This is a genomic window from Neptuniibacter sp. QD48_55, assembly GCF_047778115.1.
Lineage (GTDB): Bacteria > Pseudomonadota > Gammaproteobacteria > Pseudomonadales > Balneatricaceae > Neptuniibacter.
This window is the reverse complement of sequence record NZ_CP180555.1, coordinates 256,434-281,550: the sequence shown is the minus strand read 5'-3', so window position 1 is coordinate 281,550 and position 25,117 is coordinate 256,434. Positions and strand designations below refer to the sequence as shown.

Below are 25,117 nucleotides of genomic sequence, written 5' to 3'. Positions count from 1 at the left end.
GTTTTCAAACTTGTCCCGTTAATTGCAATAAATCTTCTTCAATTTCAGAGTACAGTTCGTCTGAATAGTCTTGCGGGACAGTATAGTTGTGCTGGTTTTCAGGTTGATTGACCGAAGCCCATCGCGCCGGTGAAGCAACCTTTACATCACCGAAGAAGGATATAGTTTTAAGATTAGATCCTGCAGCTAAATGCATAGGGCCCGTTGACGTACTGACAAACAAAGAGAAATTACTCAACAGCAGAGCAAAGTCATAAACGCTACCCTGCGATCGGTGCAAAATGGCATGATCTCCCAGCGCAGCCTCTGCTTCAGCAATTAACGATTCATCATCGGGGCCAAAGGTAAGCACAACCCTATATTTTTCATGCTTAATCACTGCTTGAGCAAGACGGATATAATCTTGCAGCGTTAGATTGCCATCTGTACTACCACCACTGCCCGGATGAAAAGCAACTATAGGGCGGTCATTTTCTAACTGATATTGCGCATTAAATGCTTCCAAAGCCCGAATTGAATCAGCCTTAGCAAAACCAAACAAAGGCGCCTGTATACCTGTTTCGATTTGGTGATCGAACGCTTTAAGAAGATCTAAGTTATAGGCAAACTCAGTTTTTTTCACCTGACTACGACGCTGCTTAACTCGACAGTTAAACCAGATTTGTGCCAGTTTAGTCGCCGGTCCTATGCGCTTAGGAATGCCCGCTCGCCATAACAGAAAACCTAATTGTGAATCGATAAACGCAGAGATACTTACAGAGCACTTTGCTTTTTTTACCGCAGATAACGTAGCACCAAGGTTATCAGGCTGATACTCAATCACCTCATCAATATACGGTAACTGCTGCGCTAAACTGAGATTGATCTTAGACACTAAAGCAACCAAACGCAGCTCTGGTCTGGCTGCCTTTAGGCATTGGAACATCGGCAGAGCAACAACGAAGTCGCCAATTTTGTCGTGGCGAGTAATTAAAACACTAGTTGTCATTGGCGCTTTCTACCCTACCGTTGTTATCTTTAGCAGCCTTATTCAGTTCATATAGCTTCATATATTTATAAAAATTCGTCGCCATGTGTGAAAAGGCGATAATCAATCCTGCAGACCCATCCATAAAACCACGCTTTAAGAAATAGGTTTTAAAGAATGAGTAGATGCCATTCAAGCTAGCTTTCAGTGGTGAAGACTTCTTTATGCCTTGCTTATCTTCTGCAAAAAGAGAGGAGTACTTATCAAGCTTAACGATGAACTGAGAGATATTCTGATAAGGATAGTGACGAACGGTACCTGCTAGGTTTTCTACTTCGAAGCCTTCGGTAACAACCAGTTCATGCACTTTACTGCTATTAAAGTTGGTCTTGGTACGATCATACAGACGCACGATCACATCTTTGCCCCAACAATGCTTAACTTCACGCTCTTTGTAAAAGTTACTGCGCGTAATTGAATAAACTTTATCAGAGTCTAATGAGCGTTGTGCCAATGCGGAGATAAACTCATCTGCAAGCACTTCATCCGCATCCAATGACAGCACCCAGTCATGCTTAGCATAACTGGCAGCACGTTGTTTCGTTTCACCAAAACCTAAAAATGGCCCTTCGACCAAATTTACATTCTCGAAGCTGGAAACTAGTGATTGCGTGCCATCATCCGATCCATTGTCATAGATCACCACATCGGTAAAGCAGGCCAAAGCCTCCAAAACAGGAACAATAGTTTCTGCGCCATTTTTAACGATAATAACGCATGAGATATGGTCGATATTAGTCATTAACGGGCTTACCTTTTAAGCGCTTCTTGAAGTTCTTAAAGCGTTTATTCTTGTTAGAAAAGAGCTTTACCTGCTCTGCAAAATCATCAGAAACAGTGCTATGTTGAGCGTACTCTTTTGCAATAACATCTAAATCTTCGTCTCTCGCCCAGAGTTTTTCAAAACCCCGTGCTCGCATTTCGTTATCAAGCTCAAGTTGTAGCATGCGATTAACATCAACAATCTTAAACTCATATCCACCATCAGCGAGTTTTCGGATCAAGATATTACCCGGCGAATAATCTTTGTGGAAAAATCCAGCTTCGTGCAGCGCTAAAGAGAACCTCGCAAATGCTTTAAACACTTCCGGTCGATCCGGAAAATCTAAGTCCAGTAAGGGCTCACGGATCGTAAAATCATAAGCGTAATGCTCACTGACAAAATAACTATTAGAAATTAAGCCACCGTCAAAGTACTCAACATAGGCAACAGGTGTTGGCGTAAAGTCACCCAATAACAGAGAGTTCTGATAAGATTTTTCAGCTTTACTCGGCCTAAGGTACGTATAGATACAACGCCTTAGTAAGTTCGGCACTTTGAAAGACTTCAAGACCAATGATTCATCCAAGCAATCAACTATCTTCAGTTCATTCCGGGCTTTATGAATGGATGCATCACTGCTATCAAACAAAGCAGGCACATCTTTCAAAATCGCACTAAAGCGCTGACAATTTGGATTTACAACTGATTTCATAAGGTTAGATGCATCTCAATGGCCTAAACAGGATCAATGCGCTACCGTTTAGGCTCAAAAGGCATAGGCCTTTTCTAAAATTAAAACAACGGATTTAGGCGCAGTTTAACATAAGCTGATTTATTCATATCATTGATTTACTCCTAAGATACATAGGTAAATTGAAACTTTCCTATTTTATCTATGTCCTAGAAGCTTCTGAATTTAAGTAGATATTATTGATGAAAAAGCTACCTCTACTCCTCGTTATCCTAAGTGCAATTGCGGCCTTCTTTATATTTGATCTGGCCCAATACTTAAATTTGGACTTTATCAAAAGTAATCAAACGAGCTTCGAACAGTATTACGCTGAGAACCCAATCAAGACAGTAGCGATCTTTTTTGGGCTGTATGTGCTCGTTACAGGACTGTCTTTACCCGGTGCTGCCATTATGACGCTGATTGGCGGTGCACTATTTGGACTCGTTACCGGCTTACTCATCATATCTTTCGCCAGTACCATCGGAGCAACTTTGGCTTTTCTCTGTTCCCGCTTTCTATTTAGGGAAAACATTCAAAACCGATTTGGTAAGCAGCTACATTCTTTCAATGCGGGCATGGAGAAAGAAGGTGCTTTCTACCTCTTTACCTTGAGATTAGTGCCGATCTTCCCCTTCTTTATGATCAATCTAGGTATGGGTCTAACCCCAATCAAGACGTGGACATTCTATTGGGTAAGCCAGGTAGGTATGCTGGCGGGGACTGCCGTTTATGTAAACGCAGGCACACAACTAGGTCAGTTAGAATCGCTCTCAGGTATTTTGTCTCCAGGGATCCTACTGTCATTTACTTTATTAGGTTTATTCCCACTGATTGCTAAGAAAGTGATCGATCTACTTAAAGCCAAACAGGTCTATGCCGGTATTCAAAAGCCTTCTACATTCGACACTAATATCGTTGTTATAGGAGCTGGTTCTGCCGGACTAGTCACCTCTTACATTGCAGCAGCAGTAAAAGCCAAAGTCAGTTTGGTTGAAAAGCATAAGATGGGAGGCGACTGCCTAAATACCGGCTGTGTACCCTCAAAAGCTCTGATTCGTTCTGCTCGATTTGTAGCGGATAGCAAACGTAGTCAGGAATACGGCATTGAACACAGCGAGGTGAAATTCAATTTCGCCGATGTTATGGAGCGGGTATCCAAAGTCGTTGAACAAGTGGAACCTCATGACTCGATTGAACGCTATACAGGACTAGGCGTCGATTGCGTGACCGGCAGCGCAACCATTCTTAACCCCTATGAAGTGGTCGTAAACGGAGAGATCATTACGACCAAGAATATTGTAATTGCCACAGGTGCTAGACCACGCATCCCTGCAATCAAAAACATAGAAGCCATGCAGCCACTGACTTCAGATAACCTTTGGCAGATACGCGAATTACCGAAACGCCTGTTAGTGCTAGGCGGCGGCCCAATAGGCTGCGAATTAAGTCAATGTTTTGCTCGTTTTGGCTCTGAAGTGAGCATCGTTTTACGTGGCGATCACATTATGCCCAAAGAGGACAAAGACATCTCTGACTGGGTTAGTCAGCGCTTTGATCAGGAAGGTATCAATGTATTAGGCAATCGAAAAATGTTGGAGTTTGTAGAACGAGAGGGAAGCAAGTACCTTGTTAGCGAACATAAAGGCCAGATGGAAGAGATTCCCTTCGATCAGCTTTTGGTTGCGACTGGGCGACAAGCTAATGTGAACGGCTTTGGCTTAGAAAATTTAGACATACAAACCAAAGCTGACGGAACTCTAGAAGTAAACGAGTACTTACAAACAAAATACCCGAATATCTATGCTTGTGGTGATGTAGCGGGCCCATTCCAGTTCACACACGCCGCAGCTCATCAAGCTTGGTATGCAGCAGTAAACGCTCTGTTCGGTCGTTTCAAGAAGTTTAAGGTGGATTACTCGGTCATTCCCGCAGCAACTTTCACCGATCCAGAAGTCGCACGTGTGGGTTTGAACGAGTTAGAAGCCAAAGAACAGAATATCGCCTACGAAGTCACCAGCTTTGATCTTGAAGAATTAGATAGAGCAATAGCTGACAGTGACAATCACGGTAAGGTTAAGGTACTAACAGTTCCGGGCAAAGATAAAATTCTTGGGGCAACCATCGTGGGGCCGCACGCGGGCGAACTTATCACCGAATTTGTCACCGCCATGAAGCATGGCTTAGGCTTTAACAAAATCTTAGGCACTATTCATATTTACCCAACCATGAGCGAGGCTAACAAGTACACGGCTGGTGAATGGAAGCGGGCAAACGCTCCTCAAAAACTACTGGACTGGGTAGCGAAATTTCACCGTTGGGAACGTGGTCAAAAGTAACGCTGTTTTACTAATCTGATAAATTCAGGCCAAGCCTGTTTTAACCATAATCTCTGATAAAGGCAGGTGATTTTAAACCAGCCTTTATCTTCATATTTACGCGCACTGGTAGATAAAGGAACTGAACAGCATTTCAGTTTTATGCCCTGCTGACGCGCATACCAAACAAACAGGTGATCTTCGCCATAAGCGGCAGCCTCTGGGTACCCGCCTACCTGTTCAAATAAGAACTTGGAGATTAAAAGGCCCTGATCGCCAAAGGGCACCCCTAAAATCCGAGACCGAAGGTTCGCACCAAGCGCATTGATAGGCATCACAGAGGGCCCATCAGCAATAAAAGCGAGTGAACAATAATGCAGACGTTCAGGATAACGCTTTAAATTACCCAATAAGCTGGATACTAAACCGCTTTCGAATCGACTATCCAAGTGAAGAAACCAAAGATACTCTCCCCTAGCCTCTTTTGCTCCGCGGTTCATCTGTATGGCTCGACTAGGCTCAGTGCAAAACCACTTTACCGAGTAATTTGATAAGGAAGTGCAACTCTGAGCTAATGCAAGCTGAGCTTGCTGACACACTACAAAAATCAGCTCAGCGCCGTCAGGGAGGTGTTGTAAGTCTTGCAACAATCCCTGAGGGGCCTCTTCTTCTATAGGCCCCACAGGAATAATGACAGAGAGAAAAGGCTTAGGCACTCAACAGTTCCAATAGCTCTTTCTGGGATTGGTTCAAGCTGTCGCGCGGCGTTAATACAGCAGATGCCAAACTGCTACGGCTAGTACACTCAAACGCTTCTTCTGGGCTATGAATAAAGGCTGTGAGAACTGCCTTTGCTTTTTCTAAACTTGCACCATAACGGGCAATCACCTGCTCTACACTCACATGATGCGCAGGATCATCCATCCAGCAATCATAATCGGTCGCTATAGCGATAGTGCAATAACTGATCTGCGCTTCTTTTGCTAAAAATACTTCGGGAACGTTGGTCATCCCAACTAAGTCACAACCCGCGGCGCCTCGTAAGAAGAAACTTTCGGCTCTAGTACCTAATCGCGGCCCATCTACACAGCCATAAGTTTTATTTCGATGCAGGGAAATACCTACCGATTCACCCGCTTTTTCCAGCGCATCAGCTAGAGGTTTTGAGGTAGGCTCGGCAGTGGATACATGGGCTGCTAAACCGTTACCAAAAAAGCTCTTCTCACGATTACCTTTTACAAAATCAAAGTACTGATCCGGCAACGATAGATCACCCGGCTTTATCTCTTCTTGCAGACTGCCGACAGCGGATAAACCGATTACCTGCGTCACGCCAAGCTTCTTTAGAGCCCAGATATTTGCACGGTAATTTACTTCCGAGGGCAGTAACTCATGACGACGACCGTGACGTGGTAGGAAAAACAGATCTTTTTCCCCCATCCGACCTTGCAGAATAGGGGCAGAAGGGGAACCGAAAGGTGTCTCTATCTCATGCTCTCCCGTAACTTCTAACCCTTCTAACTGATATATACCTGTACCACCAATGATTCCTAACACACTCGCTCCTTATCCTTCACTACAAGACGCACCGTAAGCAAAACAGCTATAACAGCGATGATGCTTCATGCTTACTCTGTGCTCTAAACTTTCTCTTAAGCTACCGCCCAAATCGTACTCTTCGTCATCATCCACCAGCGTACAAGCATAGACGCGCATCTGACCATTTTTCTTCACCACCATTTTGCTAAAAGCGCACATAAAATCTTTGCGGCTCTCTTCCGTTTGGTAAGTGGTCATACATGCTGTAGTTACCTGAGGTACCTGAGGAAGGCTCCCCGGTGTGGCAAAGTCAGGGAATGCGACCAAGTTCAGATCGCGAGGTAAACCGTATTCAACAAAGAGTGTTTTAAATGCTTCATCAACCGACGCTTTATCTTCCTCTTTATCCATATGCCGAGCGACAGATATATGAAACCCTAGATCATATAGCTGCTTTAGGCCGTTAAGGGCGCTAACAAAATTACCCTCTCCTCGCCCCGCATCATGTTCTGCTGCTGTAGGCTTATCTAGGCTTACCCGAAAACTCACGGGGTAGTTCGACTCGTTTAATGTCGCAACCTCTGCCATCCGTTTTTGGATGGCTTCGGTCCCATTGGTTAACACAAGACAAGGCTTAAACTGGGAGGCATACGCTAATATTTTGATCAGCTGTTTAGCGAGGAACGGCTCACCTCCGGTAAATGAAAACTGCTCAACACCAAGTTCCAGAGCTTCATCGATGTAAGGTTTCACATCTTCAAACTTAACCAGCTCCAAACGTTTATCGCCAGGTGCTGAGCCTTCTAAACAAAAAGGGCACTGCAAATTGCATGCAGTACCAGTGTGAAACCATAATTCACGTAATGTAAAAGGATCGATATAGCCCCGCTCCTCACCTTGCGGGGTCTTATACCAATTTTCCGTATGGATACGCTGCATAAATGACCTGTCTATTCCTAACTAGTAACCATCCTGTTATTCACTATAGGCGTAATCAACTGCAGTAATGCTTGTCTTGCTATCCGCTGATCCGATTTAAGATCCTCGATCAATCGCACCAGATCTGCTTCAAGATCAATATCATAAGTCGGTGCGATATAGCCCACTGACAGCCCGGCACCTAAACAACACTCTTCAAGCCCTTGCGCTAAATGCTCAGTACTCCAAGGCAGTGCTTCGATATCCGGCCATGCAACCCCTGAAGCCATCACGGTGACACCTCCGTCATCGGCCTTACTGCAAACAACATCATAATCAGCCATCTGATGGCAAACCTGATGAAGAAGATCCAAGGTTAAAATCGGTGCATCTGTCCCGATAGTCACTATGTTTTGATGACCTTGCTCTCTCAAACGTTGATCAACTGTATTGATCCTTTCGCCAAGATTACCCGATGGCTGTGGAATCACCTGAACGTGCTCACCATCCAGTAATCCCTCTGCCCACTCAACCTCATCAACAGAAGCGGGGGATAGTACAACCCTACCCGACCAAGCATCAGCATCCTCGAGTGCACACTGCAACAAAGCCTTGGCAATCTCAAAAGTTGTTTCTGCACCTAATGAGGCCGCGATGCGTTGTTTACCCTGCCCAATACGAGGCTGCTTGCAAAAGATTAATAGAGTGGGAGCTTTGCTCATATACAGGAGTAACCTTGATTCAAGTTTTTGATTTAACCTAACTAATTGATAGACCTAAGCTTAACGCGATAGTTCAAGGAAAACACATTCCAAACCATAGCTAAAGTTAATACGCTACCACCCTTCTGCTAAAACCAAGGCTGTGATACAACTCAAGCTTTAAGTTTTTATTAAAGGGCTGCTATGAATCAGGTTATCCAACTTCTTAACGCACATCGCTCTATCCGAAAGTTCACTGATAAACCGGTGAGCCAAGAACAGATCAACCGTTTTGTTCAAGCAGGTCAAGCAGCTGCAACTTCAAGCTTTATTCAGGCTTGCACCGTCATCCAAGTTAATGATCCAGACAAGCGTGCTTCACTAGCGGAATGGGCGGGCAATCAGACCTATGTAAAAGAAGCACCAACGTTCCTAGTTTTCTGTGCAGATATGAAACGCCATCAACTAAGTTGCGATATGCACGATGCGGAAATGCTATCTGGATTTACCGAACAATTTATTACTGCCACAGTCGATTGCGGCTTATTTGCTCAAAATGTTGCCATTGCAGCAGAATCCGAAAATCTCGGTGTGGTTTATATTGGCGGTTTGCGGAATAAGATTGATCTAGTATCTGACGCATTAAACCTACCAGAACTGGTCTACCCTGTATTTGGCATGTGCATTGGTGACCCTGATCAAGACCCTGAAGTTAAACCTCGTTTACCATTGGACGTCGTGCTGAAACATGATCAATACGACGACAGCCAAGATAAAGATCTCATTGCTGCTTACGACCAAAACGTACAAGCGTATTATAAGAGTCGTACTGGCGGTCAAAAGGATATGACTTGGAGCGAGCAAATTTCAGGGATGCTACAAAAAGAGGCTCGCCCTCATATGCTTTCTTTTCTACAATCACGCGGATTCCTAAAAAAATAAGCCTCAGAAACAACTCAGAGGTTCGGAGAGGACAATGAGCGGCGAAATCGATACTGAAGAGTCATTAGATCTATTACTAGCAAGACAACCTGTTTTTAATAAAAGCCAGGATGTTGTTGCGTATGCCCTACTATATAGAGGGGATGATGAAGCAACTGAACGCAAGTTTAGCGATCACTTAGCAACCTCTTCGGTCATTCTAAATACATACGCTAGCATATGTCAGGAAGGGGAAGTCAGATCTCTACCTTGCTATATTAAGCTAACAGACAAAACCATCATGTCTGAGCATTTTCCAGAACTTCCCAAGGAACACTTTGTACTTGAAGTGCTGAGCCATTCTGAGATTTCTCCAGAATTTATAGAAAGAGTAAGAGAACTTAATCAATTGGGTTACAGACTGGCTCTCTCAGATTACAAGCCAGACACTAAGTTTGATCCTCTTTTGAATTTAGTCCACATTCTTAAGATAGATATCCAATCTATTTCCACGGAATCTATTCCCGAACTAGTTAAGAAACTTCGCCCTTACCATTTAGAGCTCTTAGCGGATAAAGTTGAAACACAAGAAGAGTTCAGAAAATGCTATGAACTTGGCTTTTCTCTTTTCCAAGGATACTTCTTAAGCAAACCCGAACCAGTTAAAGGAAAAAAATTGGGTAGCAGTAAGATGCTCCTTTTACAGATGATGGTTGAGCTTCAAAGCCCAACAGCCACAGCTCAATCTGTAGAGCAGCTAGTCATTAATGACCCTTTACTGACCTATAGGATCTTAAGAGTTGTAAATTCAGCTGCCTTTAACCTTAATCGTGAAATAGAATCCCTCTCCCACGCAATTAGCCTACTTGGTTTTGAGCAGATCCGTAAATGGGTTAGCTTGTTCCTCGTAACAGACACTCAAGAGAAACCTGTCGAATTAACTCGCAGTATGCTTATCCGCGGCCGAATGTGTGAACTCCTTGCAGAGATGCTTGGCCGAGACCAACCTATCAACAATTTCATAACAGGGCTATTTTCAAAACTGGATGTTTTGTTGGATATGGAGCTGCCTGAATTACTAGAACAAGTGCCCTTACAGAATGACGTTAAAGCTGCACTAATCAGTTACGAAGGTCAACTTGGCCAGATTTTAGAACAGGTTAGCAAATACGAGGATGGCAACTTTGAGCAGATCGACCTCTTACTGGATCAGCAATATTATGAAGTTGCATACCGGCACAGTTTGAATTGGTCACAACAAGTAATGCAATCTCTAAGTGAAAAATAACAGGCTCATCCGTGCCTATTATTGAGAATATCGAACTCACCCTGCTGCTCATATTCGCGGCAGCAGGGACATCATTTATTACTGCCGCTATGGGGATCGGTGGAGGTGTCCTACTTCTGGTAATTCTTGCCTCTTTTCTACCCGCTTCCGCACTGATACCTGTTCATGGCCTTGTTCAGCTAGGTTCCAATGGTAATCGTGCCATTATCACTCGACAACATATCGACTGGGAGATGGTAATTAGCTTTAGTATCGGCGCTTTGATTGGCTCGGCACTCGCCTCACTCATCGTAGTACAACTACCACTGACGTTTATCCAAATATCCGTTGCCCTGTTTATTCTTTTCCTTGTCTGGGGGCCAAAACCTAGTACGCATCAGATGAGTAGAAATGGCCTCGTCATAGCAGGTGCAGGTACAACCTTTGCCTCCATATTTGTTGGTGCAACCGGCCCACTAGTAGCCGGCTTAGTACATCGACAAAATTACGACAAACACAGTAGTACCGCCAATTTTGCCACCTGCATGAGCATGCAGCACTCACTCAAAATATTTGTATTTTCTTTTGTGGGATTTGCTTTCTGGCAGTGGTTGCCACTGATCTTACTGATGATTTTAGGTGGGATGGTAGGCACTTGGCTCGGGCTGAAAATGCTCAACCGCATCCCAGAGAAGCAGTTTAAAATGCTTTTCAAAACCGTTATTACAATTCTAGCATTACGATTACTGTGGCAAGCAGGCACTAGCTTTCTCAACTAAACCTTTCGTAGTTAAGAACATTTATTACATGTAGTTAGACACAAAAAAAGCAGCCGAGGCTGCCTTTTTACATATCTAGAAGAACTACGCCTATTTAGAACAACTCTTCCAGTTTAGATAGATCTCTAACAGCACCTTTATCAGCTGATGTTGCCAGCATACCGAATGCTTTTAGTGCAGCAGAAACCTTACGTGGACGAACCTCAACTGGCTTCCAGCCTAGCTTATCCTGCTCTGCACGGCGTTCTGCTAGCTCTTCATCGGAAAGCAGTACATCGATTGTGCGGTTAGGGATATCGATACGGATAATATCGCCGTTACGAACTAGACCGATTGCACCACCTGCTGCAGCTTCTGGAGAAACGTGGCCTATCGACAGACCAGAAGTACCACCAGAGAAACGACCATCAGTCAGCAATGCACAGGCTTTACCTAGACCTTTAGACTTGATGTACGACGTTGGGTAAAGCATCTCTTGCATACCCGGACCGCCTTTAGGGCCTTCGTAACGTACGATAACAACTTCGCCCGCTACTACTTTATCATCAAGAATATTCTGAACCGCTTCATCTTGAGATTCTGTAATGTGTGCAGGGCCTTCGAATACAAGGATAGACTCATCTACACCAGCAGATTTAACCACACAGCCGTCTAGCGCGATGTTACCTTTCAATACAGCAAGACCACCTTCCAAAGAGAACGCATTCTCTAATGAACGGATACAACCATTCTCACGGTCACCATCTAGTGTTGGCCAGCGAGTAGATTGGCTAAATGCTGTCTGAGTTGGGATGCCCGCAGGACCAGCACGATAAAACTCCAATACTTCAGGAGTTGGGTTACGCATGATATCCCACTTATCCAGTGCATCTTTCATTGTCGGAGCATGAACCGTTGGAACGTCTGTGTGTAGCTTACCGGCACGATCAAGCTCACCCAAAATCCCCATAATGCCACCAGCACGGTGAACATCTTCAATGTGGTAATCAGGAGTATTTGGCGCCACTTTACATAGCTGAGGCACTACACGGGATAAACGATCAATATCATCCATGGTGAAATCGATCTCAGCTTCCTGAGCGATAGCCAACAAGTGAAGGATCGTATTTGTTGATCCGCCCATAGCGATATCAAGCGTGATGCAGTTTTCAAACGCTTTAAAGCCTACAGAGCGAGGTAGAACTGATTCATCGTCCTGCTCGTAGTAGCGTTTAGCCAAATCTACAATCGTACGACCTGCTTCTAGGAACAAGTTTTCACGATCAGCGTGAGTTGCAACTACAGTACCGTTACCAGGAAGTGCAAGGCCTAGAGCCTCTGCCAAGCAGTTCATAGAGTTCGCTGTGAACATGCCAGAACAAGAGCCACAAGTAGGACACGCAGAACGCTCTACTGCATCCACTTCTTCGTCAGATGCATTTGGATCTGCTGCAAGTACCATCGCGTCAACTAGATCTAGCTTGTGCTCAGCTAGTTTAGTTTTCCCCGCTTCCATTGGGCCGCCAGTAACGAAGATTACTGGGATATTCAGACGCATAGACGCCATCAACATGCCCGGTGTGATTTTGTCACAGTTAGAGATACAAACAATAGCATCTGCACAGTGTGCATTTACCATGTACTCAACAGAGTCAGCGATAATGTCACGCGATGGCAGAGAGTAAAGCATGCCGTCATGACCCATCGCGATACCATCATCGACTGCGATAGTATTGAATTCTTTAGCAACACCACCCGCCTTTTCAATTTCGCGAGCAACTAGCTGTCCCATGTCTTTCAGATGTACGTGACCTGGAACAAACTGAGTAAATGAGTTTGCCACAGCAATAATTGGCTTGTGGAAATCCTCATCCTTCATACCTGTTGCACGCCATAAAGCACGTGCACCCGCCATATTACGACCTGCCGTCGATGTCTTTGAGCGATATTGTGGCATTTCAATGACCCTTGTTTGTAATAATTTTGCTTAGCTATCGAGTATAACAGAACCGTTGCGAAAACCGTCGTTCCAATATTGCTTTGTTCGCAACAGCATATACCACGAAATGCGTTACCAAATGCACGAGGCTAATCCGACCAATAGATTAAAATTATGCATGTTCCAGCCCTTGCAGAGTCGAAGCCCGCACTCTAATCTTGGCAGCTTAGTTGTGTTAGAGGTTAATCATGTCCAACTTAGATAAAAAAGAGATTCGCTCTGACAAGTGGATGCAACTCTTCATCAAATCAGGCGTTCCGATCGCCATCATCAGCATTATCTGCTTGTGGGTGGGGTGGTTTTTCAAAATCCCTTCCCTAGGCCAAATATTTATTGTTACTGCTGCGATTGCGCTTGCGATCGGTATGGCTTACAACGTTCGCTTTGTCATTCTTTCGGTTAGACAATTAAAAGAAAAACAAAAGAAAGACTGATCTACTCCCAGTATCTCGATTTCTCTCTGGGAAAACTCTGTGGGGAGGCCCTCCTCACAGAATACCATTCACACTCGATACAGTTTCACGCCCGTAAGCTAGGCTATAAATTCTTTATATAAGTAATTTATCTGGTCACACGAACTATTTACTATCCATTCCATAGTACGGGATACTTAGAAATTAACGAAAAAACGGCCCATTCTGCATTCTTCCGAGAGTCAGATACTAAGGCTTAATATTCTATTGTTTGTGTAATCTGAATAGTGACCTGCACCAATGAGGTTTTCCCACATGCTCAAGCAGCAGATTCGATATGCTGTATTGTTACTAAGCCTAATGACTGGCCTAGCACCAGTGGCAATGGCAGACGATTCGCCATTAACACTCAAACAAGCCATGACCGCCGCGATTGAAGCAAGCGGTGGTGAAGTAATAAAAACAGAGACTACTGAATTTAAAGGACGTGCCGTTTTTAAAATACGCCTCGTTAAAGAGGGTCATGTTAAAGATATCTTGATTGACGCCAAAAGCGGCGCCGTGATTACCCCCAAATAAGGAGTTAAATACAATGAAGTTACTTGTTGTTGAAGACGATCCAGATCTACGCCGCCAATTGACGACTGCCTTAGAGGGTAACAACTATACAGTTGAAGAAACTGCTGATGGTGAAGAGGCACTATACATGGGCCAAGAATATCCATACGACCTCGCAATAGTCGATCTTGGTCTACCAAAGCTTTCTGGGATTGAAGTCATCAAGAAATGGCGCGCAGAAGGTAAAGAGTTTCCGATTATCATTCTAACCGCCCGCGGCGACTGGCAAGACAAAGTAGAAGGTTTAGAAGCAGGTGCAGATGATTACCTAGTCAAACCTTTCCATATGGAAGAGCTACATGCACGCCTAAACGCTTTATTACGCAGAGCAGCAGGTCACGCGAAACCTGTGCTTGAGTTTGGCCCGCTCAAAATCGATACCACTGGCCGCGTTGTTTACCGCAACGGCGAACCGGTTAAGCTAACAAGCTATGAGTATCGCACCTTCGAATACTTGGTATTAAATACAGGCAAGACCATTTCAAAGAGCGAGTTAACTGAACACTTGTATCACCAGGACTTCGACCGCGACAGTAATGTACTGGAAGTATTTATCCGTCGTTTACGTCAGAAACTGGACCCTGATCAAGAGTTACAGCCGATCACTACCGTACGCGGGCTCGGCTACCGTTTCGCCCTCACAACTGATCAGCCAAACGACTAAGGATAGTTCGTGAATATTCGATCTCCCCTGCAGTCATTGCAGGGGCGACTGTTGATTGCATCAGCAGTCATTCTTCCAATCGTTCTTCTTATTGCAGGATTAGCCTTGAGCAAGGCTTACCACAGCAGTTTAGAAAACTCGGTGAGAGACCGTTTGCAGCTACAGGTTTACCTGCTCCTTGGTGCAGTAGAACTGAAAGAGGATCATATTCTCTTCCCTGAGCGATTACAGGAACCTCGCTACGAACAGATTAATTCCGGTTTATATGCCGCTATACATGATCAAGAGGGCAATATTCTCTGGCGTTCTCTATCATCTGTACTTCTAGACGACCCTCAGCTTTCTGAAGTGATAAACCTTAGCGGATTAACCACTGGCGAGCCGAGGTTTGAACATTTGGAAGAGGCACAACTCTACCGATTCCAACTACGCATCATTTGGGAAACAGCAGGCAAAGAAAAGTCATTTCTGTTTACTGTAATGGAATCAGATGATCTCGTGATTCGCGATATCCAAGCTTATAACCAACAGTTAACGGCTTGGCTTGGCATCATTTTCCTCGTTGCGCTATTGGCGCAAACCTTCATCCTCAGTTGGGGCTTAACACCATTAAGGCGACTCGCTAAAGATCTTAAGGCGATTGAAGCTGGTAAAGCGGAGAAACTTAAAGGCCTTTACCCTGATGAAGTTGAACCGGTAACCACTAACCTTAACGGCTTAATTGAGAGTGAGCGTAAACAGCGAGAACGTTATCGAAATACCTTGGGGGATCTAGCTCATAGTCTGAAAACCCCACTTGCGGTAATGCGTGGCGCGGAGCTAGAAGAGCACGAACTGCACACTTATCAATCTCTGGTATCTGAGCAAGTGGAACGAATGGATCAGATTGTTCAGTACCAGCTAAGCCGTGCAGTGAAAAGTCAGAATAAACCGCTTGGTAAAGCGGTCCCTGTTGAGCCCATCATAGAACGAATGCTCTCGGCTCTTGGCAAAGTCTATCGAAATAAAAATGTTGTTACTGAAACATCTTTATCAGAAAACCTGACCTTCTTTGGGGATGAACGCGATCTCATGGAAGTGTTGGGTATGATCATGGAAAACGCGTTTAAGTACGGTCATAGTCAGGTTGCTATCTCTGCATCACAATCTGATCGAGAGTTAAAAATAACCATCTGTGATGACGGCCCCGGAGTAACACCAGAGATGCGCCAAGTCATTTTACAACGCGGCGCTCGCTTGGATACGTCAATTCAAGGACAAGGGATTGGCTTATCTGTAGCCACCGATATTATCAGTAGCTACCAAGGTCAGATTGAAGTGAAAGACTCCCCACTTGGCGGAGCCTGCTTTGTAATTCACTTCCCAAGTTAAAGATTAAGCATAAACACTTTGGAATTGCGCTGGAGATTAAACAGCGCTTTCTTCTCACCCGGCAAGTTATCCACAGGGGTTTCGACAAAACCACGCTCAACAAACCAATGTGCCGTCTTAGTTGTCAGCACAAACACCTGCTTAAGGTTGTGCTGCAGCGCTTGCTGTTCAATCGCTTTGAGCAGCTTATCGCCTCGTTCAGCCCCTTTATATTCTGACGAAACGACCACACAAGCCAACTCTGCCATCTGGTCTTCTGGGAACGGATATAGAGCAGCACAGCCAATCACCACGCCATCGCGTTCGATAAGCGTGAAACGTTCGATCTCATTTTCTAAGACTTCACGCGAACGCCTTACCAGGGTGCCATCCTGCTCTAAAGGTTGGATCAACTCTAACACCGCACCTACATCTTCAATCGTTGCAGAGCGAAGCTGTTCGTAGGAATCTTGCAGCACCATAGTACCCGAACCATCACGGGTAAATAATTCACCTAGTAAAGCACCATCTTCTTTATAACTGATAAGATGGCAACGACGCACACCCTTGCGACAAGCAGCAACTGCGGCTTCTAAATGACGCGACATTTCCGTATGTGGTTGGTCTGTATCTTCCAATGACGATAAATACTGTCCAACCAAGCGTTCAGCCTTGCGGGTCAATAACTCACTACGCAATTTGCCCGAGCTATCCAAAACACCTTGATCCGCACCAAACAAAATCAACTTGTCAGCATCTAAAGCACTGGCAGCAGCCGTCGCTACATCTTCAACTGATAGATTGAATACTTCACCGGTTGGTGAGTAGCCTAAGTGAGAAAGTAGAACGATATTGCCATCATCTAACTGCTGGGTAATGGCATCATGATCTAAGCGACGAACTTCACCGGTATGAGCCATATCAACACCGTCCAGCACACCAACGGGCTTCGCTGTCACAAAGTTGCCAGAAACAACCTTGATGCGCGCACCGGCCATCGGCGTATTAGGCAACCCCAAAGACAATCTCGCTTCAATTTCTGCCCGCACAATAGCGGAGGCTTGAATGACACAAGTCAGGGTTTCTTGATCGGTCACGCGAAGGTGATGATGCAAACGTGTCGTTAACTGCTTTTGTGCAAGCTGTTCTTCGACCTGTGGTCGCGACCCGTAGACCAGAATCAAGCGCACACCTAAGCTATTCAGCAAGGCGATATCATGCACGATGTTGGCAAAATTAGGATCAGCAACGGTTTCCCCACTCAACATCAGCACAAAGGTATTTCCCCGATGCGCATTGATATAAGGAGAGGAGTGGCGAAACCAATTGACGTATTGTTTAGTGTCGTCGTTCACAGTCAGTCTACAAGCAGTTTTCAATGATTAAGTCTATTACGGCTACTGTAGGCTTAATCGGCACAAAAGCCAAATATTCATCCATCTGAACATTACTCGGCAAGAGTGATTTAAAGCCCTATCTTAGTGCGTTAGACTGCAAACTTAGATGACAGCCTATAAAGAGAAAAAACAGAGATGGCATTAGAAGTAGAGCTAAAGCTAACTTTAAGCCCGCATCATGTGGAATCATTAAAATTACAACCCCTGTTCCGCTCCTCTCAAGTTCGAGAATTGGGTAGTCACCAGTTAGGTAACATCTATTACGACACCCCCGATCAGCAACTGACGCAACATCGTGTAGCCCTGCGCATTCGACGTAAAGGCGAACAGCTGATTCAAACACTAAAAAGCAGCGGTTCTTCTGAAGCAGGCATGCACTCACGCAAAGAGTGGGAATGGCTGATCAAACAGCCAGAATTAGATTACGAACTGCTTGAAAGTGCAGAATGGCCTAAAGCCCTTCAAGACCCGAATATTCATGCTCAAGTCGCGCCAATTTTTAGCACCGACTTTAACCGCACAACATGGATACTGGATACCCTTGATAGCAAAGGTAATGTGCTTAAAGCCGAGATCGCTTTAGACCAAGGCACGGTGAGCGCTCAAGGCCGAGAAGATCCATTATGCGAGCTGGAACTGGAACTGCTGGAGGGCGAGGCGACCGAGATGGTCAAATTCGCATTGGATCTAGCGAAACATGTCCCTCTCTATATCAGCGATATAAGTAAAGCTGAAAGAGGCTATCGTCTTCTCGATCCAGAGGCCTATGGCGTTCATCGCAAACTACCCGAATTCGATGAATCTACTACGCTAGAACAAAGCTTCAGCACTTTGTTGCAAAAAGAACTCGGCCTGTGGCCACGCTATTTAGAAGCTTGGCAATTTACTCAAGATTGGAAATACATCCCCTTAGCACTCGAGTCACTACGTAATATTGGCGCCCTCTACGAGAGCTACAGCGATATTGTGCCTGCAGAGCCTGACGGAAAGATCGACTTCCTTCTCAGCAAACTGATCCGTCAGTTACGAGATATCGATGCGTGGCGACGTACTGCGGTTATCTCTGGTCAAAAAAATAGCGACCTGATCAAGCAACAGCAGCAACGCTCGGAAGCGCGTTTAAATGTGTTATTACAAACCGCAGAACCGGGCGTTTTAGCACTACTGATATCAGAGCAGCTGATAGAAAAATCTTGGCGCGAGCGCTGGCAAGAAAGCCACCAGCAACTTGCCCAAAGTTGTTTAACAAAAGCATGACAAGCATCACTCATTCAGTTGTTTTAGACTGTTAGAATGATTTTGGGGTCTTCATTTAGTACGCATCATATTTGGCCCCAAGTTTCACATTTCAGGAGACATAAGCCTTATGCTCAAACCGCACATGGATTTACTGCCAGAAACACTTCAACCGGTACTCACCAAAAACTGGGAACCCCTTGAAGAAACTCTGACCACACTGAGCAACACCCCTGAGAGTTTTAGTCAGGACTTAAGCCGTGTTCTGACCGGCAGTAACTTCGTGGCGGAACAACTTGAGCGTCGTCCAGAGATGTTGAGTTCTCTCCTTGAAAGCGGCGATCTATATAGCACCTATTCAGAAGAGCAGTATCACAACACCCTGAAAGAAACCTTTAGCTCTTTAGAAACGGAAGAACAGCTTCACAAAGCGATCCGTTGTTTCCGTCAGCGTGAACAAGTTCGATTAATCTGGCGTGACCTCACCCGTGCCAGCGATATGCGTACCACCACCCGCGAGCTGTCTTGGTTGGCTGATGCCTGTGTCGAACAAACCATGAACTGGCTTTATGACCAAGCTTGCGAACGTTGGGGCACACCAACCGGCCGACACAGCCGTAAGCCGCAACGCATGGTTGTACTGGGCATGGGTAAGCTAGGTGCAAACGAGCTGAATTTATCCTCCGATATCGACCTAATCTACGTTTACCCAGAAAACGGTGAAACCGAAGGCAGCAAAAAATGCCTCGACAATCAGGACTTCTTTATCCGTCTAGGCAAAAAACTGATTCAGGCGCTGGATAACAGCACCATCGACGGCTTTGTATTCCGTGTCGATATGCGCCTACGTCCTTTCGGCTCAGCTGGCCCCTTGGCGATCAGTTTCGATGCTATGGAAGGCTATTACCAAGAGCATGGTCGTGAGTGGGAACGCTACGCCATGATCAAAGCCCGCGTAATGGCCGGTGATAAAGAAGCGGGAGATGAGCTAATGCAAATTCTCCGCCCATTCGTGTACCGTAAATATATCGACTTCAGTGCTTTTGACTCTCTTCGTGAGATGAAAGAGATGATCAGCCGCGAAGTTCGTCGCAAAGGACTTAATAACAACGTAAAACTTGGCTCTGGCGGTATCCGCGAAGTTGAGTTTATCGCTCAAGTGTTCCAACTGCTGCGTGGCGGCCGTGATACACGTCTGCAACAACGCGAGCTGTGTAATATTTTACCGATTCTGCCAGACGTCGTAGGTATGCCGGAACAAGCCTCTCAGGAGCTGATGGCGGCTTATGAATTTCTCCGTAACGCAGAACACGCCATCCAAGCGGTAGCTGACAAGCAAACTCAAGAACTACCAATCGACGAAGTAGAACAATGCCGCTTAGCATTCAGCATGGGCTTTAACGATTGGGATAGTTTCGCAGCCGAACTAGAAAGTCACCGCGAAAAGGTACGTATCCACTTTGCCGATCTGATTGCGCCTTGTGAAGAAGCTGAGCCAGAAGAGGATTCTGCATGTGACGATACTTGGCTGTCTCTGTGGAATGACGATCTCGAAGATCAACAGGCAATCGATCTGCTTGAAGAACAAGGTTTCGACGATCCTAAAGAGGCATGGCACAAGATCAACACCTTGCGCGAATCGCGAACCGTGCAGATGCTACAGCTCATTGCGAAAGAGCGTTTATTAGCCGTACTGCCTATTTTGCTACGTGAAATCGCCGCGACCGAAAATGCGACAGAAACCTTAGGTCGTGTACTAACGCTGATCCAAGCGATCTTAAGGCGTTCCGCTTATCTAGTGTTATTGGCCGAAAACCCAACCGCACTTCAGCAGATGGTGAAACTCTGCTCAGCATCCAGCTGGTTCTCAGAAAAACTAGCGAAACAGCCAATTCTATTAGATGAATTGATTGACCCTAGCAGTCTATATTCGCCACCGGATAAAGCTCAGCTAAACAGCGAACTACGCCAACAACTGCTACGCATTCCAGAAGAGGATACGGAACAGTTAATGGACACCCTACGTTACTTCAAGAACGCCCACTCGTTGAAAGTAGCGGCGTCTGAGATCACGGGTGCGTTGCCGCTCATGAAAGTAAGTGATTACTTAACTTGGACTGCCGAAGTTATCTTAGAAGCGGTGGTCGATATCGCTTGGAAGTTGATGACCGAAAAGCACGGTGCTCCGCAGAAATCAGCTGGCGTACCCTGCAACCCAGACTTTATCGTTTTAGGTTACGGTAAAATGGGCGGGATCGAGCTTTCCTATGGCTCGGATCTAGACCTAGTCTTTATTCACGATTCTGATGCGAACCTGTTTACCGATGGGGATAAACAGATCGCTAACTCGGTCTTCTTTACTCGCTTAGGTCAGAAGATCATCCACATCCTAAATACATTCACCACCTCAGGTCAGTTGTACGAAGTGGACATGCGTCTGCGTCCATCTGGTAACTCCGGCCTATTGGTAAGCTCTCTCAAAGCCTTCTCCGACTATCAACACAAAGAAGCGTGGACCTGGGAACATCAAGCCCTTGTTCGTGCACGCGTTGTTGCCGGTGATGCAGCTCTGAAAGAGAAATTTGAAGAGGTGAGAGCCGAGATTCTGAAACTACCTAGAGAAGATGAAAAGTTACTAGAAGAAGTAACTGAAATGCGCGAGAAGATGCGCGACCATCTGGGTAGCAAAGGCAATGATGAAGAGAACCCTGTATTCCACCTTAAACATGACCGTGGTGGCATTGTAGATATTGAATTTATCGTTCAATACTTGGTTTTACGCAATGCCGGTAAATGCCCTTCTCTTTATGAGTTCACCGACAACATCCGTATTTTAGATGCTGCCGAGCAGATCGAGTTAATCAGCCAAGATACTGCTGAAACTCTGCGAGAAGCTTACAAAGCTTATCGAGCAGCAGGCCATCGTCAAACCTTGCAGGATCGCTCCAATACTATCTCTGGTGCTGAGATGACTGAGATGCGAAATGCAGTCGCTAACATCTGGCAAGAGATCATGTCAGAGGAAAGCTAAGCTTTCTCCTGATAACGAAAAAGGGCAGTACCTGCGAAGGTACTGCCCTTTTTTATAAAACTGTTTAGGGGGACTTTTAAACGTCGGTTAACCAACCGTGCTTATCTTCTGCCTTGCCCCATTGGATATCGTTTAGCGCCTTACGTAAACGTAGAGTTGTCTCGCCAATACCACCGTTACCAACGCTGTACTCTTTATCGTTATAAACCATGGTACCCACTGGCGCCAATACCGCAGCTGTACCAGAAAGAGCAGCTTCGCAACCTGGCTTAGCAATACGCTCAAGCATCTCTTCTACCGAGATACTGCGCTCTGATACTTTAAGACCTAAATCACGCGCAATGGTTAGAACAGAATCACGTGTTACACCGTGTAGGAAGCTTTCATCCAGATCACGTGTGATGACTTCGTCACCATCGATTAGCAAGAAGTTAGCTGCGCCAGTTTCCTGAATATCACCGTTTGGACAGAATAGAACTTGATCAACATTGTGTTCAGCTTTAGCTTTCATCGTTGGCAGTAATGCACTCGCGTAGTTACCACCACTCTTAATCATGCCATTGTGAGGCGCACAACGTAGGCCGTTATCTTCTACCAACAAGCGCAACGCGCGATCACCACCCGCAAAGTAATCACCTACAGGTGAAAGCAGTACGTAGAAGCAAGCTGTTTCAGATGGCGCAGCTGCTTTACCGATCGCAGGCTCAGTACCAAACAACGTTGGACGAATATACATAGAACCCGGAGGTGCAGGAACTTCATCTGCAAAGCGCTTCACTGTATCCAGAATCATCTGAGTTACAAATTCCTCATCCAATTCTGGCAGTGCCAAAAGGCGCGCACTTTGTGCCATACGAGATACGTTACGATCAATACGGAAAACTTTGATCGAACCATCTTCATGACGGAATGCTTTAAGACCTTCAAAACACGTCGAAGAGTAATGCAGCACATGCGCACCTGGGTGCAAGTTGATGCTGTCACTAGGGACCATTTCGACCGCACTCCAGCTGGAACCGTCAAACCAAGAGATTGACATTTCAGGCATAAAAACGGAGCCGAATGCAGTTGCCATGAGACCTTCCTTCTAATTATTTTGATGCGTTACTGTTTTGCCCTTCGATACACTCGATAGAGGGGCAAACAGAGATAATATGTACAAATTAAGGGCTGATATTCTAATCCTGATAACAGAAAATTGGAATTCCCTGAGCCCTTCTACAGCGCATCTTGCGGAATTAAAGTGCCAATAAACCCTATAAGAATTGAAATTGGGCGTTTTTCTCCAATTCTTGTATGATTCTCACCTTATCAAATACCGTTTTTATCGGGCTGTCTCAGCACGATAACGCGCTATTTTTGATCGTAATCTAAAAGCAACAGAGCAGAAGGTTCACTCTCCTATGTCGTTCACACAGCAAATGGATAACAGCCAATGAAAACGCTTATCATCGGCCCATCTTGGGTAGGCGACATGTTAATGAGCCAATCTCTGTACCAGCACCTAAAACAGAAGAACCCTGATATTGAGATCGACGTGTTAGCGCCGAACTGGTGTCGACCTGTTTTAGCGCGTATGCCCGAGGTCAATAAAGCGATTGAGATGCCGGTAGGACATGGCAGCCTGCAATGGGGTCTACGCAAACAGATTGGTCAGGAACTCGCTAAAAACGGTTATGAGCAAGCTCTCGTGCTGCCCAACTCACTAAAATCTGCGTTAATCCCATGGTTTGCCAAAATTCCAAAAAGAACTGGCTGGCGTGGTGAGATGCGTTATGGCTTGCTGACCGACCTTAGACCACTGGATAAAGAAGCCTATCCATTGATGGTTCAGCGCTACCTTGGCCTAGCAGAAGCACCAGGGACACCAGCCATGCCGATGGAACAGATCCCTTATCCGCAACTGACAGTGGATAGCGCCGAGTATGAAGCTGCTTTAGCTCAGTTCAAACTAAACCCTGATAAAGCGATCGCGTTTTGCCCAGGTGCCGAGTTTGGTCCAGCTAAACGCTGGCCCGATTATCACTATGCAGCACTAGCGAAGCTATTAATTGCTGATGGCTACCAGATCTGGCTATTTGGCTCCGAAAAAGACAAGCCGGTATGCCAACAAATTCAAGACCAGCTTACGATTGAAGAACAACAGCGCTGCAGCAACTTAGCCGGTGTTACCACGCTTCCTCAAGCTATCGACCTGATCGCGCATTGCCAAGCGGCGGTGAGTAATGATTCTGGATTGATGCATATTGCGGCAGCCGTCAATGTGCCGCTGGTTGCACTATACGGCCCTACCAGCCCTGGATTTACACCACCGCTATCCGATAAAGCGGAGATCATTAGGCTGATCGAAGGCTACCAAAAAATCAGAAAAGGTGATGCTGACCAAGGCTATCATCAAAGTATGATCGATATCACACCTGAGCTTGCTTATAAGGCAACCATCGATGGATTAAACCGATGAAGAAGGTTCTTGTTGTTAAAACTTCATCCATGGGCGATATCATCCATACCTTGCCTGCACTCACAGACGCGGCTCGCGCAATTCCGGGCGTGCAGTTTGATTGGGTTGTAGAAGAAAATTTTACCGAAGTACCTTCATGGCACCCATCAGTTAATCGGGTTATCCCGGTTGCCATTCGTCGCTGGCGCAAGAATATCTGGAGCACGCTAAAAAGCGGTGAGTGGTCCGAATACAAACAACTACTGCAAACAGAACAGTACGATGCAATTATTGACGCCCAAGGCTTACTCAAAAGTGCCGTGTTGGTTACACGCTTAGCAAATGGGCCCTCATTCGGCTTAGATAAAGACTCTGCCAAAGAGCCATTAGCTGCACGATTTTACGACACCTCAGTTTCGGTTCCGAAACAGCAACATGCCGTTGAGCGCGTTCGCCAATTGTTTGCCCAAGCGCTTGGGTACAATCTCTCAGATGAGCGTGGTGATTTTAATATTCGTCAGCACTTCTTAAAGCAAACGCATCACGAAGAACCCTATCTGGTCTTTCAACACAGCACGACTCGCTTTGATAAGCATTGGCCTGAAACTTACTGGCAAGCATTGATCAAACTCGCAGGTGATGCCGGCTGGAAGATCAAACTGCCCTGGGGCTCAGAACCAGAGCAACAACGAGCACAAAGGCTTGCTAAAGCACACGAAAATGCTGAAGTATTACCACGCCTCCCTTTAGCTGAAATCGCTTCCATCCTGACGGGTGCGAATGCTTGTGTTTCTGTGGACACGGGTTTATCCCACTTAGCTGCAGCATTAGATACGCCTAACGTCATTCTATTTGGCCCAACTGATCCTGGATTAGTTGGTGGCTATGGTAAAGACCAAACCTGCCTACAAGCCAGTGTATGCCCTGCCAATCAAAACGATGTTGAACCTGCTATTTTTGCACCGCTTACGCCTGAAATTGTTTGGGATACATTATCCAGCCAAATCAGCTTAACTAGTTAATAAGT

22 protein-coding genes are annotated in these 25,117 nt (G+C 45.6%); 12 read left to right on the top strand and 10 right to left on the bottom strand.

Going from position 1 to position 25,117, the window contains the following annotated elements; translation table 11 throughout:
* Positions 1 to 4 precede the first annotated feature (4 nt).
* Genes ACMXYW_RS01255 through ACMXYW_RS01245 form a run of 3 tightly spaced genes read right to left on the bottom strand, consistent with a single transcriptional unit; the run spans position 5 to position 2,502 of the window.
* Positions 5 to 988, bottom strand: a complete 984-nt coding sequence (locus tag ACMXYW_RS01255; RefSeq protein ID WP_415904935.1) for a glycosyltransferase family 9 protein — start codon at positions 986 to 988, stop codon at positions 5 to 7.
* Positions 978 to 1,769, bottom strand: coding sequence for a glycosyltransferase family 2 protein (locus ACMXYW_RS01250; protein ID WP_415904934.1), 792 nt, complete (start codon positions 1,767 to 1,769; stop codon positions 978 to 980). The genes ACMXYW_RS01255 and ACMXYW_RS01250 overlap by 11 nt, the downstream gene beginning before the upstream one ends.
* Positions 1,762 to 2,502: a hypothetical protein gene (locus ACMXYW_RS01245; RefSeq protein WP_415893149.1), complete on the bottom strand. Its 741-nt coding sequence runs from the start codon at positions 2,500 to 2,502 to the stop codon at positions 1,762 to 1,764. The genes ACMXYW_RS01250 and ACMXYW_RS01245 overlap by 8 nt, the downstream gene beginning before the upstream one ends.
* 221 nt (positions 2,503 to 2,723) lie before the next feature.
* Between ACMXYW_RS01245 and lpdA the strand changes: the two genes are divergently transcribed.
* A complete protein-coding gene (gene lpdA / locus ACMXYW_RS01240; RefSeq protein WP_415904933.1) occupies positions 2,724 to 4,859 on the top strand; it encodes a dihydrolipoyl dehydrogenase in 2,136 nt (711 codons plus the stop codon).
* Here the strand turns inward: lpdA and ACMXYW_RS01235 are convergent.
* From ACMXYW_RS01235 to ACMXYW_RS01220, 4 genes are read right to left on the bottom strand one after another with little or no spacing between them, the layout of a single operon-like run.
* Positions 4,850 to 5,554, bottom strand: coding sequence for a hypothetical protein (locus ACMXYW_RS01235; RefSeq protein ID WP_415904932.1), 705 nt, complete (start codon positions 5,552 to 5,554; stop codon positions 4,850 to 4,852). The two genes, lpdA and ACMXYW_RS01235, sit on opposite strands and share 10 nt — an antisense overlap.
* Complete coding sequence (locus ACMXYW_RS01230; protein ID WP_415904931.1) at positions 5,547 to 6,395, bottom strand: MTAP family purine nucleoside phosphorylase; 849 nt, start codon at positions 6,393 to 6,395, stop codon at positions 5,547 to 5,549. The genes ACMXYW_RS01235 and ACMXYW_RS01230 overlap by 8 nt, the downstream gene beginning before the upstream one ends.
* A 9-nt stretch (positions 6,396 to 6,404) precedes the next feature.
* A complete protein-coding gene (locus ACMXYW_RS01225) occupies positions 6,405 to 7,316 on the bottom strand; it encodes a radical SAM protein (protein WP_415904930.1) in 912 nt (303 codons plus the stop codon).
* A 17-nt stretch (positions 7,317 to 7,333) separates the two neighbouring features.
* Complete coding sequence (locus ACMXYW_RS01220; RefSeq protein WP_415904929.1) at positions 7,334 to 8,017, bottom strand: TIGR04282 family arsenosugar biosynthesis glycosyltransferase; 684 nt, start codon at positions 8,015 to 8,017, stop codon at positions 7,334 to 7,336.
* 183 nt (positions 8,018 to 8,200) lie between these two features.
* Here ACMXYW_RS01220 and nfsA point away from each other — a divergent pair, with 183 nt between their 5' ends.
* Genes nfsA through ACMXYW_RS01205 form a run of 3 tightly spaced genes read left to right on the top strand, consistent with a single transcriptional unit; the run spans position 8,201 to position 10,963 of the window.
* Positions 8,201 to 8,938 carry an oxygen-insensitive NADPH nitroreductase gene (gene nfsA, locus ACMXYW_RS01215; protein WP_415904928.1) on the top strand — a complete coding sequence of 246 codons (738 nt, stop codon included), beginning with the start codon at positions 8,201 to 8,203 and terminating at the stop codon, positions 8,936 to 8,938.
* Between the two features lie 34 nt (positions 8,939 to 8,972).
* Entirely contained in the window at positions 8,973 to 10,205 is a 1,233-nt protein-coding gene (locus ACMXYW_RS01210; protein WP_415904927.1) for an EAL and HDOD domain-containing protein, read from the top strand.
* Positions 10,206 to 10,216: 11 nt separating this feature from the next.
* A complete protein-coding gene (locus ACMXYW_RS01205) occupies positions 10,217 to 10,963 on the top strand; it encodes a sulfite exporter TauE/SafE family protein (protein ID WP_415904926.1) in 747 nt (248 codons plus the stop codon).
* 94 nt (positions 10,964 to 11,057) lie between these two features.
* Here the strand turns inward: ACMXYW_RS01205 and ilvD are convergent, their stop codons facing one another.
* Complete coding sequence (gene ilvD, locus ACMXYW_RS01200; protein ID WP_415904925.1) at positions 11,058 to 12,899, bottom strand: dihydroxy-acid dehydratase; 1,842 nt, start codon at positions 12,897 to 12,899, stop codon at positions 11,058 to 11,060.
* A 230-nt stretch (positions 12,900 to 13,129) separates the two neighbouring features.
* Between ilvD and ACMXYW_RS01195 the strand changes: the two genes are divergently transcribed.
* From ACMXYW_RS01195 to ACMXYW_RS01180, 4 genes are all read left to right on the top strand, one after another.
* A complete protein-coding gene (locus ACMXYW_RS01195; RefSeq protein ID WP_415883180.1) occupies positions 13,130 to 13,375 on the top strand; it encodes a hypothetical protein in 246 nt (81 codons plus the stop codon).
* A 294-nt stretch (positions 13,376 to 13,669) separates the two neighbouring features.
* The gene (locus ACMXYW_RS01190; protein ID WP_415883179.1) at positions 13,670 to 13,933 is read left to right on the top strand and encodes a PepSY domain-containing protein; all 264 of its coding nucleotides are present in this window, start codon (positions 13,670 to 13,672) and stop codon (positions 13,931 to 13,933) included.
* Between the two features lie 13 nt (positions 13,934 to 13,946).
* On the top strand, positions 13,947 to 14,636 hold the full coding sequence (locus ACMXYW_RS01185) for a response regulator transcription factor (protein WP_415886645.1): 690 nt from the start codon (positions 13,947 to 13,949) through the stop codon (positions 14,634 to 14,636).
* A gap of 9 nt (positions 14,637 to 14,645) precedes the next feature.
* The gene (locus ACMXYW_RS01180) at positions 14,646 to 16,007 is read left to right on the top strand and encodes an ATP-binding protein (RefSeq protein WP_415904924.1); all 1,362 of its coding nucleotides are present in this window, start codon (positions 14,646 to 14,648) and stop codon (positions 16,005 to 16,007) included.
* Here the strand turns inward: ACMXYW_RS01180 and argA are convergent.
* Positions 16,004 to 17,341 carry an amino-acid N-acetyltransferase gene (gene argA, locus ACMXYW_RS01175; protein WP_415886642.1) on the bottom strand — a complete coding sequence of 446 codons (1,338 nt, stop codon included), beginning with the start codon at positions 17,339 to 17,341 and terminating at the stop codon, positions 16,004 to 16,006. The two genes, ACMXYW_RS01180 and argA, sit on opposite strands and share 4 nt — an antisense overlap.
* A gap of 177 nt (positions 17,342 to 17,518) precedes the next feature.
* Between argA and ACMXYW_RS01170 the strand changes: the two genes are divergently transcribed.
* Together ACMXYW_RS01170 and glnE are read left to right on the top strand one after the other, a co-directional pair.
* Positions 17,519 to 18,640, top strand: a complete 1,122-nt coding sequence (locus ACMXYW_RS01170; protein ID WP_415904923.1) for an inorganic triphosphatase — start codon at positions 17,519 to 17,521, stop codon at positions 18,638 to 18,640.
* A gap of 109 nt (positions 18,641 to 18,749) precedes the next feature.
* Complete coding sequence (gene glnE / locus ACMXYW_RS01165; RefSeq protein WP_415904922.1) at positions 18,750 to 21,650, top strand: bifunctional [glutamate--ammonia ligase]-adenylyl-L-tyrosine phosphorylase/[glutamate--ammonia-ligase] adenylyltransferase; 2,901 nt, start codon at positions 18,750 to 18,752, stop codon at positions 21,648 to 21,650.
* Positions 21,651 to 21,726: 76 nt separating this feature from the next.
* Here the strand turns inward: glnE and ACMXYW_RS01160 are convergent, their stop codons facing one another.
* A complete protein-coding gene (locus tag ACMXYW_RS01160) occupies positions 21,727 to 22,725 on the bottom strand; it encodes a branched-chain amino acid aminotransferase (RefSeq protein WP_415883173.1) in 999 nt (332 codons plus the stop codon).
* A gap of 360 nt (positions 22,726 to 23,085) precedes the next feature.
* Here ACMXYW_RS01160 and waaF point away from each other — a divergent pair, with 360 nt between their 5' ends.
* The gene (gene waaF / locus ACMXYW_RS01155; protein ID WP_415904921.1) at positions 23,086 to 24,111 is read left to right on the top strand and encodes a lipopolysaccharide heptosyltransferase II; all 1,026 of its coding nucleotides are present in this window, start codon (positions 23,086 to 23,088) and stop codon (positions 24,109 to 24,111) included.
* Positions 24,108 to 25,112 (top strand): lipopolysaccharide heptosyltransferase RfaC, encoded by a 1,005-nt coding sequence (gene rfaC, locus ACMXYW_RS01150; protein ID WP_415904920.1) that lies wholly within the window; start codon positions 24,108 to 24,110, stop codon positions 25,110 to 25,112. The genes waaF and rfaC overlap by 4 nt, the downstream gene beginning before the upstream one ends.
* Positions 25,113 to 25,117: the final 5 nt, after the last annotated feature.